This is a genomic window from Tabrizicola sp. (assembly GCF_041911175.1).
Taxonomy (GTDB): domain Bacteria; phylum Pseudomonadota; class Alphaproteobacteria; order Rhodobacterales; family Rhodobacteraceae; genus Tabrizicola.
Genome location: NZ_JAYRPN010000085.1, coordinates 1 through 11,361, shown reverse-complemented (window position 1 = coordinate 11,361; position 11,361 = coordinate 1). Strand labels below are relative to the sequence as shown.

Annotated in this window: 11 protein-coding genes; 9 read left to right on the top strand and 2 right to left on the bottom strand. The window is 66.3% G+C overall.

Annotation, left to right across the window (positions count from 1 at the left end; translation table 11 throughout):
* Nucleotides 1-34: 34 nt before the first annotated feature.
* Nucleotides 35-559, bottom strand: coding sequence for a transposase (locus tag ACE3P6_RS11980; protein ID WP_374395254.1), 525 nt, complete (start codon nucleotides 557-559; stop codon nucleotides 35-37).
* Nucleotides 560-730: 171 nt separating this feature from the next.
* Between ACE3P6_RS11980 and ACE3P6_RS11975 the strand changes: the two genes are divergently transcribed.
* From ACE3P6_RS11975 to ACE3P6_RS11965, 3 genes are all read left to right on the top strand, one after another.
* Nucleotides 731-907 carry a hypothetical protein gene (locus ACE3P6_RS11975; RefSeq protein ID WP_374395252.1) on the top strand — a complete coding sequence of 59 codons (177 nt, stop codon included), beginning with the start codon at nucleotides 731-733 and terminating at the stop codon, nucleotides 905-907.
* A gap of 107 nt (nucleotides 908-1,014) precedes the next feature.
* Entirely contained in the window at nucleotides 1,015-1,551 is a 537-nt protein-coding gene (locus ACE3P6_RS11970; RefSeq protein WP_374395250.1) for a class I SAM-dependent methyltransferase, read from the top strand.
* A gap of 64 nt (nucleotides 1,552-1,615) precedes the next feature.
* Nucleotides 1,616-2,797 (top strand): hypothetical protein, encoded by a 1,182-nt coding sequence (locus ACE3P6_RS11965; RefSeq protein ID WP_374395247.1) that lies wholly within the window; start codon nucleotides 1,616-1,618, stop codon nucleotides 2,795-2,797.
* Between the two features lie 81 nt (nucleotides 2,798-2,878).
* Here the strand turns inward: ACE3P6_RS11965 and ACE3P6_RS11960 are convergent, their stop codons facing one another.
* Nucleotides 2,879-4,204, bottom strand: a complete 1,326-nt coding sequence (locus tag ACE3P6_RS11960) for an aminotransferase class III-fold pyridoxal phosphate-dependent enzyme (protein WP_374395245.1) — start codon at nucleotides 4,202-4,204, stop codon at nucleotides 2,879-2,881.
* 268 nt (nucleotides 4,205-4,472) lie between these two features.
* Here ACE3P6_RS11960 and sucC point away from each other — a divergent pair, with 268 nt between their 5' ends.
* From sucC to ACE3P6_RS11930, 6 genes are all read left to right on the top strand, one after another.
* Nucleotides 4,473-5,666 carry an ADP-forming succinate--CoA ligase subunit beta gene (sucC, locus tag ACE3P6_RS11955; RefSeq protein ID WP_374395243.1) on the top strand — a complete coding sequence of 398 codons (1,194 nt, stop codon included), beginning with the start codon at nucleotides 4,473-4,475 and terminating at the stop codon, nucleotides 5,664-5,666.
* On the top strand, nucleotides 5,663-6,142 hold the full coding sequence (locus ACE3P6_RS11950) for a hypothetical protein (RefSeq protein WP_374372977.1): 480 nt from the start codon (nucleotides 5,663-5,665) through the stop codon (nucleotides 6,140-6,142). Before sucC ends, ACE3P6_RS11950 begins: the two co-directional genes overlap by 4 nt.
* A 39-nt stretch (nucleotides 6,143-6,181) precedes the next feature.
* On the top strand, nucleotides 6,182-7,066 hold the full coding sequence (sucD, locus tag ACE3P6_RS11945) for a succinate--CoA ligase subunit alpha (RefSeq protein WP_374395240.1): 885 nt from the start codon (nucleotides 6,182-6,184) through the stop codon (nucleotides 7,064-7,066).
* Complete coding sequence (locus ACE3P6_RS11940) at nucleotides 7,063-7,740, top strand: hypothetical protein (protein WP_374395238.1); 678 nt, start codon at nucleotides 7,063-7,065, stop codon at nucleotides 7,738-7,740. The genes sucD and ACE3P6_RS11940 overlap by 4 nt, the downstream gene beginning before the upstream one ends.
* Before the next feature lie 69 nt (nucleotides 7,741-7,809).
* Nucleotides 7,810-10,776 (top strand): 2-oxoglutarate dehydrogenase E1 component, encoded by a 2,967-nt coding sequence (locus ACE3P6_RS11935; protein WP_374395235.1) that lies wholly within the window; start codon nucleotides 7,810-7,812, stop codon nucleotides 10,774-10,776.
* A gap of 26 nt (nucleotides 10,777-10,802) precedes the next feature.
* On the top strand, nucleotides 10,803-11,361 hold a 559-nt coding region (locus tag ACE3P6_RS11930), incomplete at its 3' end, for a biotin/lipoyl-containing protein (RefSeq protein WP_374395232.1).

The following is an 11,361-nucleotide window of genomic DNA, read 5'->3' as shown; positions in this document are numbered from 1 at the left end:
GACCACCTGAAACGGGCCGCGTGAAAGACAGTTGCTACTCCCCGAAATCGCCCTTGCTCTCGATGCCCGTCCATTCCGGGTCGCATCGGCCCAGGCGAATGTCCCGCTGGATCGACGAATACGGCCAATCCACCGCCCGCTCGACCAGACCGTGCTTGACCGGATTCCACCAGCAATACCGCAGATGCGTGGTGAAATCCCGTTCATCCCGGATATGATGCTCCCAGAACCGCCGCTGCCAAAGCCCGGCCTCGCCCTTTGCAACCTTCGACTCACTGCGGCGACCGACAAGGCCGACCGACTTGGTGAACCGGGTCTTGATCTCCTTCCAGCGCAGCGAATACTCCGCATCGCCCTCCGGCAGGGTCCAGATGCAGTGCATGTGCTCCGGCAAGACGACCCAGGCGTCGATGCGGAAGGGGCGCTCGTCCCGGGTCATCCGTACCGCTTCGCGCAAGGTGGCGACCTCATCGACCAGCAATCGCGACCGTCGATCCGCCAAGGCGACGGTGAAGAAGACGGACGCACCGGGCGCGCGGGGGCGGAGGTAGCGGGACATGCCGCGCAGCCTGGCCGCGCAAACCTTAACACCACCCTAACAGAAAATCACAACCCATTGAAGTTCCTGAAACTCCCAGTTTTGTCCACCGTGGACACTTCCACACCCCCTTGCCCCCGCCCCCCGAATCCGGCATCCCCAAGGGCCACAGCATCCCCCGGAGACCCCCCGATGGACTACTCGAAATCCGGCAACCCCAAGGGTGCCCGCAGCACCCTCCGCGGCCCCGACCATGCCCAGAAGGGCGCACCCAAGTCGGTGAAGCCCCCCCGCGAAACGCAGGCGGAACTCCTCGCCCGCATGAAGGCCGCCTCCCAGAAAGCCCCTCAGAAGGACCCGAAAAGCTGAGGCTCGCCTCCCCCTACCTCGCCCCCGGCTTCTATTCGGACGCCATCGCGAAGGGCCGCCACCGCGACATCGTCGGCGGCCGCTGGGACGAGACGGGCCGCGTCCAGATGCAGGCCCTCCTCGCCGCCGGGATGACGCCCGCGGACCACCTCCTCGACATCGGCTGCGGCGCGCTCCGGCTCGGCCACAAGGCCGTCCCCTACCTCGACCCCGGCCACTACTGGGGCACCGACGCCTCCCTCGCCCTGATGCGCCACGGGAGGCTCGCCGAACTCCCCGACCCGGACCGGCTCCCCGAAGACCACCTGATCGAGGACGCCACCTTCGCCTTCCCCGGTATCCCCGACACGATCACCCTGGCCCTCGCCTTCGGCGTCTTCACCCACCTCCCCCACGCCGCCCTGCAAACCGCGCTCACAAACCTCCGCCGCTTCCCCAACCTCCGCAGCGTCCTTTTCACCGTTTTCCTCTCCGACGCCCAAGGCTCCACCCGCCAGCCCGACGGCGTCGTCACCCACCCCGACCGTCCGCCCTACCACGTCCCCGAAGCCGCAATTCGGGACACCATCACCCAGGCAGGCTTCACCCCCACCCGCCTCCCCACGCTCCTCCCCCGCGGCCAGGTCCTCTGGACCGCCACCTGAGGCTTCCCCGACCTTGCGCCGCGCCACGGGCACCCCCACACTCTCCTGAACAAAGGAGCCCCCCATGCGCAGCCTCGCCCTCGCTATCCTCCTCGCCACGCCCCTGTCGGCCGAAACGCTCTCCGAGGAAATCGCCCGCACCGGCCTTCACGCGACCGAAACCCGCCTCGCCGCCCTCCCCTCTCCCAGCAACGAGGACCTCTTCGCCCTCGCCGGCCTCCGCTTCCTCGGCGGCATCGAACAGGCGCTGCAACTGCGCTGGAAGACCGGGGTGAAAGCCGACTGGTCGGAGCTTCCCATCCTCCGTCTTCCCATCCCCGAAAACCCCAACGCGATCCCCTTCCAGGCCGCCGACTTCACCGCGCTGATCAAGAACCTCGACGCCGACATGGACGCCTCCCGCGAAGCCCTCGCCACACTCGGTGACAAGCCCTTCGCGCTCCCGATCCGCATCGCCGACCTCTGGTTCGACATCAACGCGAACGGCACCCGCGAACCGGGCGAATCCCTTGCCGAAGTCACCGGCATGGCCCTCGGCGGCGGGCGCGGCATGGGCGTCGCGGTGGAAGACCCCGTCATCACCTTCGACACCGCCGACGCCGCCTGGCTTTCGGCCTATACCCACTTCCTGTCGGGCTTCGCCTCCACGGCGCTGGCCTACGACCCCGAGCCCGCGATCCAGCGGGTGATCGACTCCTCGAAGCAGATCTACGCCCTCTGGGGTACCACGCCCCCCAACAACGCGATGGACATGATGTTCGGTCGCCAGGTCGACCGCGTGGCGATGGTGCTGATCGCGCTCTCCAAGACCCCCGACAAGGCGCTGGCCCAGGACGCCTATGGCCACTTCCTGTCGATGATCGCGGAAAACCGCCGCTTCTGGTCGCTCGTCGCGCTGGAGACCGACAACACCGGCGAATGGGTGCCGAACGACAACCAGGTCTCCGGCCTCGGCCTGATCATGCCCCCCGGCACGGGTGAGCGCTGGCAGGCCGTCCTCGCCGACGCGGAAAAGGCGCTGAAGGGCGAAGTCCTGATCCCCCACTGGCGCTTCGGGGCCGAGGCCGGGATCAACCTGAAAAAGGCCTTCGAGAACCCGCCCGCCGTCGACCTCGTCACCTGGATCCAGGGCGAGGGGCTCCTCCCCTACGCCGAGAAGGGTCCGCAGATGGGCGGCCAGGCCTGGCGCGACTTCGAGGATATCGTCCAGGGCGATGCGATGCTGTTTGCGGTGTTCCTGAACTGATCCGCCAGGCCCCGATTTCTTCCAAGAAATCGGACCGGAGCCTTCGAAGGCTCCGAACCGGACTTTCGAAAACTCCGGCACTCAGCCCAACCCGGAGAGCACCGTCTCCAGCGTCGCGACCAGCTTGTCGGCGATCTCGTCCAGCTCGGCATCGCTTGCATTGAACGGCGGCGCGAGGATCACCGTATCCCCCGCCGCCCCATCGACATGCCCGCCCGAGGGATAACAGATCAGCCCGCGCCGCAGCCCTTCCGCCCGGATGCGCCCGTTCACCCCCAGCGAGGCCGCGAAGGGCGCCTTCGTCTCCGGATCCGCCACCAGCTCCACCCCGATGAAATACCCCCGGCCCCGCACGTCGCCGACCTGCGGCAAATGCGCCATCCGCGCCCGCAGGTCCGACCGCCAGCGCGGGCCCTTGTCGCGGATGCGGGCCAGCAGCCCCTCCTCCGCCACGATCTTCTGCACCGCCACCCCAGCCGCCAGACAGGCCGTGTGCCCGGTATAGGTATGCCCGGTCAGCGGCCCGCCGTGGCCCGCCGCCATCACATCCGCGATCTCCTGCGTGTAGACTGCGGCCCCCAGCGGCAGGTAGCCCCCTGACAAAGACTTCGCCACCGTGATGATATCCGCCGTGATCCCGTCCTCCTCCGACGCGCGCCAGACCCCGGTCCGGCCCGATCCGCACATCACCTCGTCGCAGATCACCAGCACGCCATGCCGTCGGCAGACCTCGGCCACTGCCTTCGCATAGCCCTCCGGCGCGGGCAGAGCCCCACCCGCCGCGCCGACCACCGGCTCGAAGATGAACCCGGCCACCGTCTCCGGCCCGAGCCTCAGGATCTCCGCTTCCAGCTCCGTCGCCAGATGGGCGACCAGCCCGGCCTGCGTCACGCCTGAAGGCAACCGATAGGCATTCGCCGCACTCACCCGCCCGACCGCAGGCAAGGCCCCGGCAAAGGCAAGCTGGCGATCCTCGAAGCCCGACAGCGCCGTCGCCATCAGCGTGTTGCCGTGCCAGGACCGCTTGCGCGCGATGAACTTCACCCGCTTCGGATCGCCCTTGTCGAAATGGTACTGCAACGCGATTTTCACCGCGCTTTCCACCGCCTCGGAGCCAGAGGTCGTATAGACCATGTCCGCCAGCCCGGTGGCTTGGCAGATGATCTCGCTCATCTCCTCCAACGGGTCGGTGGTGAAGAGATAGCGGTAGCCATAGGCCACCTTCTCCATCTGCTTCGCCACCGCCTCGTTCACCCGCGGATCGCCGTGGCCGATGGAGAACACCGCAGGCCCGCCCGAGCCGTCGATATATTGTCGCCCCGCCGCATCCCACAGATACACCCCCCGCCCGTGGCTGATCTTCGGCAGGGTTCCTTGCGTGATGTCGTTGGCGCTTGGGCGCGGCATGTCGGGCCTCCTTCTCTTCCGGCCACAGCCTTCGCAAGCGCCCCGCAGCTTGTCAATCTCGCCACGGCAGCGATGATTCGCCCCCCGGCTGGCGTTACCGCCACCATGTGATCACGATTTTCCATCGTGTGATCACACGTTTCTCAACCGTGATCACATCGTTCATTTTCCCGGCATTTCGCCCGCTTTACAGGCATTTGCCGTTTGGCACCCCCGCCAAGCCATGCCAGAACGCCCTTGACCACTCCCGGCCGCGAAGGGGCGCCCCATGAACATCCACGAATACCAGGCGAAAGAGCTTCTGCGCAGCTACGGCATCCCGGTCAGCGACGGTCGCGTCGTGCTGAAAGCCGAAGACGCCAAGACCGCCGCCGGTGAGCTTGACGGCCCGCTCTGGGTGGTGAAGTCGCAAATCCACGCGGGCGGGCGGGGCAAGGGCCATTTCAAGGAACCCGAGGCCGGGGAAAAGGGCGGCGTCCGTCTGGCTCGTAGCGTCGGCGAGGCCGCCGAATTCGCCCGCCAGATGCTGGGCCGCACCCTCGTCACCATCCAGACCGGACCTGCGGGCAAGCAGGTCAACCGCATCTACATCGAGGACGGCTCGGACATCGAGAAGGAATTCTACCTCGCCTTCCTGATCGACCGGCAGACCAGCCGCATCTCCATCGTCGCCTCGACCGAGGGCGGGATGTCGATCGAGGACGTGGCGCATGACACGCCCGAGAAGATCCACACCTTCACCATCGACCCCGCCACCGGGTTGCAGGATTTCCACGGCCGCCGCGTCGCCTTCGCCCTTGGCCTTACCGGCGGGCAGGTCAAGCAATGCGTGGGGATCGTGAAGAAGCTCTACCAGCTGTTCCTGGACAAGGACATGGACATGCTGGAGATCAACCCCTTCTGCCTGTTGAAGGACGGCTCCCTGCGGCTTCTCGACGCGAAGATGGGCTTCGACGGCAACGCGATCTACCGCCACCCCGACATCGCCGCCCTGCGGGATGAAACGGAAGAGGACCCCAAGGAACTCGCCGCCTCGAAATTCGACCTGAACTATATCGCCTTGGATGGCGAGATCGGCTGCATGGTCAACGGCGCGGGGCTGGCGATGGCCACGATGGACATCATCAAGCTCTACGGCGCCGAGCCCGCCAACTTCCTTGACGTCGGCGGCGGGGCGACGAAGGAAAAGGTGACCGAGGCGTTCAAGATCATCACCTCCGACCCGCAGGTGAAGGGCATCCTGGTCAACATCTTCGGCGGCATCATGCGCTGCGACATCATCGCCGAGGGCGTGATCGCGGCGGTGAAGGAAGTGGGCCTGAAGGTCCCGCTGGTGGTGCGGCTGGAGGGGACGAACGTCGAGCTTGGCAAGGACATCATCCGCAAGTCCGGCCTGAACGTCATCGCCGCCGATGACCTGAAGGACGGGGCGGAGAAAATCGTGAAGGCGGTGAAGGGGTGATCCGGACCCTCCTCCTTGTCGGGCTTCTGGCCCCCCTGCCCGTGCTGGCGCAGGACGCCGATCCCTCGAACCAGTTGATCGAGGGCTACACGGCCTGCGCGATGGGAGAGGGCTTGACCGACAAGACCGTCTCGGCCCTGGGCCTCTACGGCTGGACCCACGAGGAAGACAACGAAATGGGCGTGGTCAATTTCCAGCCCGGCATCGGTACCGACACTATCGCCTACATGTCCCTGACCCCCGGCTACTGCCACGTCGAAAGCACCAGCCTTGGCACTGCCCGCGCGGCGGAACTGCTGGGCTATCTGTCTTTCTCCGGCCAGGTGTCGGTCGACACGACGGAAACCGACGAGAACGGCTGCACCACGGCAACCCTGTCAAACGGTGTCGTCGCCGTCATCACCTCGGGCGGGAACGACCCCGTCTGCACCTCCGACCAGAACTCGGGCGTGCGCTTCTACTTCGGAGAGGGCTGATGTCCCACTCTGCCCCGATCACCCTTGAAGGAGGCCCCGATGGCCGTTCTCGTCAATAAAGCCACCAAAGTCATCACCCAAGGCTTCACCGGCAGCCAGGGCACCTTCCACTCCGAACAGGCCATCGCCTACGGGACGAAAATGGTCGGAGGCGTGACCCCCGGCAAGGGCGGGACCGAGCACCTCGGCCTTCCCGTCTTCGACTCGGTCCATGACGCCGTGGCGAAGACCGGCGCCGATGCCACCGCGATCTACGTCCCGCCGCCCTTCGCCGCCGACTCGATCCTGGAGGCCATCGACGCCGAGATTCCGCTGATCGTCTGCATCACCGAGGGCATCCCGGTCCTCGACATGATGAAAGTGAAGCGCGCGCTCATCAACTCGAAGTCGCGGCTGATCGGGCCGAACTGCCCCGGCGTCCTGACCCCCGGCGAATGCAAGATCGGCATCATGCCGGGCTCGATCTTCTCCAGGGGCTCGGTCGGCGTCGTCTCCCGCTCCGGCACCCTCACCTATGAGGCGGTGAAGCAGACGACCGACGTGGGCCTTGGCCAGACCACCGCCGTCGGCATCGGCGGCGACCCGATCAAGGGCACCGAACACATCGACGTGCTGGAGATGTTCCTGGCCGATCCCGACACCCACTCCATCATCATGATCGGCGAGATCGGCGGCAGCGCCGAGGAGGACGCCGCCCAGTTCCTTGCCGACGAAAAGAAGAAGGGCCGCTGGAAGCCCACCGCCGGTTTCATCGCCGGCCGCACCGCCCCCCCCGGCCGCCGCATGGGCCATGCCGGGGCCATCGTGGCCGGTGGCAAGGGCGATGCGGAGTCGAAGATCCAGGCCATGCTCAGCGCCGGGATCGTTGTGGCCGACAGCCCGGCGGGGTTGGGTGAGGCGGTGCTGAAGGCGATTCGCGGATGAAGATCGCGCGGTTGTTCCTTCTGGCGACCTCCGTTTGCCTTGCCTCGGGCATGACAGACGCCGAGCCGCTTTGGATCAGCCGCATCATGACCATCTGTTCGGTTCCGTCTACCGAACCGGCGTCTGTCGTTGACCGGTTGCTCGGTGTGGGCTTGTCCCGCGCTTCGCTGCCTCTCGATGACAAGACGAAGTACGGCGTCGCATTGGTTGAGTTGGCTGCAACCTGGCAGCCCGCCCGCCTCGAGGCGTCGTCGCCGCAGTCCGACTGGGAAGAATTCCGGTCGGCGTTCAACCAATATGTGGAAAGCTACTCAGCACGTCTGGCCAATCCGGAAAACACGCTGCTGATAGACCCGGAAACAGGGGCGCTGCTCCTGATCATAGCACGGGACAAACCGACGCGGTTGACGTATTGTGCGCTTGGTGTGCCCCGGTCGCTTGCTGTTGCGAGCCAGAACTTTCCGCGCCTAGCCTTCCCGCGTGAGCCCGAATTCTTTGCCGTCGAGACGAGTGGTGCCGAGTTCATGGCTACTCGGATGAGCTTGCAGGAAGTCGTTGTGACCTTCGATCCCGCAAGGGTGGGCGAGCGTCTGGGCCAGACGTTCGAGACCGGCGCCGTTTTCTCCACGCTGCTCTCCGTTCCGGAATGGGCCGTGCCTGGGACACGGCCATGAACCGACCATCCGTCGCTGCCCTGCCGTCCCTGCCGTGCCCAACATCGCCCCTCCCTCCGAGGTAACCCCATGACCGACCAATCCCCCACCGCCGCCTTCGCCGCCTCGTCCTTCCTCGACGGGGCCAATGCCGACTACGTCGACCAGCTGGCCGCGCGCCATGCCGCCGACCCGAATTCGGTCGACCCGGCCTGGGCCGAGTTCTTCCGCGCCCTCGGCGACAGCGAGCTGGACGCCAAGCGCGCCGCCACGGGGCCAAGCTGGGCAAGGGCCGACTGGCCGCCGCAGCCGGTGGACGACCTGACCGCCGCCCTCACCGGCGAATGGCCCCAGACCCCGGTGAAAGAGGCGAAGGCCGCGGGCGAGAAGATCGCCGCCAAGGCCGCCGAGGCGGGCGTGCCCCTCTCCACCGACCAGATCCAGCGCGCCGTCCTCGACTCGATCCGCGCCCTGATGATCATCCGCGCCTACCGGATCCGTGGCCACCTCGCCGCCGACCTCGACCCGCTGGGGATGACCGAGCGTGGCAACCACCCCGAGCTTGACCCGGCCTCCTACGGCTTCTCCGAGGCCGACATGGACCGGCCGATCTTCATCGACAACGTGCTGGGCCTGACCCATGCCAGCATGCGCGAGATCATCGACATCCTGAAGCGCACCTATTGCGGCACCTTCGCGCTGCAGTACATGCACATCTCCGACCCAGAACAGGCCTCGTGGCTGAAGGAGCGGATCGAAGGCTACGGCAAGGAAATCCAGTTCACCCGCGAGGGCCGCAAGGCGATCCTGAACAAGCTGGTCGAAGCCGAGGGCTATGAGAAGTTCCTGCATGTCAAGTACATGGGCACCAAGCGCTTCGGCCTCGACGGCGGCGAAAGCCTGATCCCGGCGATGGAACAGATCATCAAGCGCGGCGGCGCGCTGGGGGTCAGGGACGTGATCATCGGCATGCCGCACCGGGGCCGCTTGTCGGTGCTGGCGAACGTGATGATGAAGCCCTACCGCGCGATCTTCCACGAATTTCAGGGCGGTTCCTACAAGCCCGAGGACGTGGATGGTTCGGGCGACGTGAAATACCACCTCGGGGCCTCTTCGGACCGCGAGTTCGACGGCAACAAGGTTCACCTCTCGCTGACCGCCAACCCCTCGCACCTGGAGGCGGTGAACCCGGTGGTGCTGGGCAAGGTCCGCGCCAAGCAGGACCAGCTGAACGACACGACCGACCGCATGGCCGTCCTGCCGATCCTTCTCCACGGCGACGCGGCTTTTGCCGGTCAGGGCGTGGTGGCCGAATGCCTGCAACTGTCGGGCATCAAGGGCCACCGCACCGGCGGCTGCATCCACATCATCGTCAACAACCAGATCGGCTTCACCACCGCCCCGGCCTTCAGCCGCACCTCGCCCTATCCGACCGACATCGCCCTGATGGTCGAGGCGCCGATCTTCCACGTCAACGGCGACGACCCCGAAGCCGTGGTCCACGCCGCCAAGGTCGCGACCGAATTCCGGCAGAAGTTCCACAAGGACGTGGTGATCGACATCTTCTGCTACCGCCGCTTCGGTCACAACGAAGGCGACGAGCCGATGTTCACCAACCCGGCGATGTACAACCGCATCCGCAAGCAGAAGACCACGCTGCAGCTTTACACCGACCGCCTTGTTGCCGACGGGCTGATCCCCGAGGGCGAGATCGAGCAGATGAAGGCCGCCTTCCAGGCCCGGCTGAACGAGGAGTTCGAGGCCGGAAAAGCCTTCCTGCCGAACAAGGCCGACTGGCTGGATGGCCGCTGGAAGAACCTGCAGACCAAGGACCTGAACAACTACCAGCGCGGTGAGACCTGGATCAAATCCGAGACGCTGGCCGAGGTTGGCGCGGCGCTGACCCGAATCCCCGACGGGTTCGATATGCACAAGACGGTGGCTCGCCAGCTGGAAGCCAAGCGGGAAATGTTTGCAAAAGGTCAAGGCTTCGACTGGGCGACCGCCGAGGCGCTGGCCTTCGGCTCGCTGGAGCTGGAAGGCTTCCCCGTCCGCCTCTCGGGTCAGGACTGCACGCGCGGCACCTTCTCCCAGCGCCATTCCGGCTGGGTCGACCAGGTGACCGAGGAACGCTACTACCCGCTGAACCACATCCGCCCCGGCCAGGCGCGGTATGAGGTGATCGACTCGATGCTGTCGGAATATGCCGTCCTCGGCTTCGAGTACGGCTATTCGCTGTCGGAGCCGAATGCGCTGACCCTCTGGGAAGCCCAGTTCGGCGATTTCGCCAACGGCGCGCAGATCATGATCGACCAGTTCATCAACTCGGGCGAATCGAAATGGCTGCGGATGTCCGGCCTCGTGATGCTGCTGCCGCATGGCTACGAAGGCCAGGGCCCCGAACATTCCTCCGCCCGGCTGGAGCGTTTCCTGCAACTCAGCGCAGAGGACAACTGGATCGTCGCCAACTGCTCGACGCCCGCCAACTACTTCCACATCCTGCGCCGCCAGCTGCACCGGACCTACCGCAAGCCCCTGGTCCTGATGACGCCGAAGTCGCTCCTGCGGCATCCGATGGCGATCTCCCGGGCCGAGGATTTCACCGATGGGTCCACCTTCCACCGCGTCCTCTGGGACGACGCGCAGAAGGGCAACTCGACGCTGAAGCTGAAACCCGACGACAAGATCAAACGCGTCGTCCTCTGCTCCGGCAAGGTCTACTACGACCTTCTTGCCGAACGCGATGCGCAGGGTCTGGAAGACACCTACCTCCTCCGCGTGGAACAGCTTTACCCGCTGCCCACGATCTCGCTCAGCCAGGAACTCGCCCGCTTCCCGAAGGCCGAATTCGTCTGGTGCCAGGAGGAACCGAAGAACCAGGGCGCCTGGCTCTTCATCGAGCCCGACATGGAAGTGATCCTGACCAAGGTCCGCGGCAAGCCCACCCGCATGTCCTATGCCGGACGCAATGCCAGCGCCTCGCCCGCCACGGGCCTCGCCTCCCGCCACAAGTTCGAACAGCAAACCCTCGTCGCCCAGGCCCTTGGCCTCAAGTGACCCTCGGAAAGACCGGAGACTGACAAATGACTGACGTTATGGTTCCCGCCCTTGGCGAATCCGTGTCCGAGGCCACCGTTTCGACCTGGTTCAAGAAACCGGGCGATGCGGTGAAGCAGGACGAGATGCTATGCGAGCTGGAGACCGACAAGGTGTCGGTCGAGGTCCCCTCGCCCGTCGCGGGCGTCCTCGCCGAAATCCTGGCACCGGAAGGCACCACGGTCGCCGCCAACGCCCGTCTCGCCATCGTGACCGAGGGCGCCACGGCGACCAAGACCGACCCCACCGCCCAGAAGCCGAAGACCGAGGACCCGAAGATCGAGGCCGCCGCCGCCGTCGGCTCCCCCGGCGCAGGGCATGAGGAAGTGACCCCGCGGTCGGACGTGGAGAACGCCCCCTCCGCCAAGAAGGCGCTGGCCGAGGCCGGGCTTTCCGCCGACGCCGTCAAGGGCACCGGGCGCGACGGCCGGGTGATGAAGGAAGACGTCGCCCGCACCGTCGCCGGGGCCTCCGGGGCCCAGGCCGCCGCCGCCACCCCCACGCCCGCCCCCGCAGCCGTCCCCCGCGCGCCGATCCCGGCCGAGG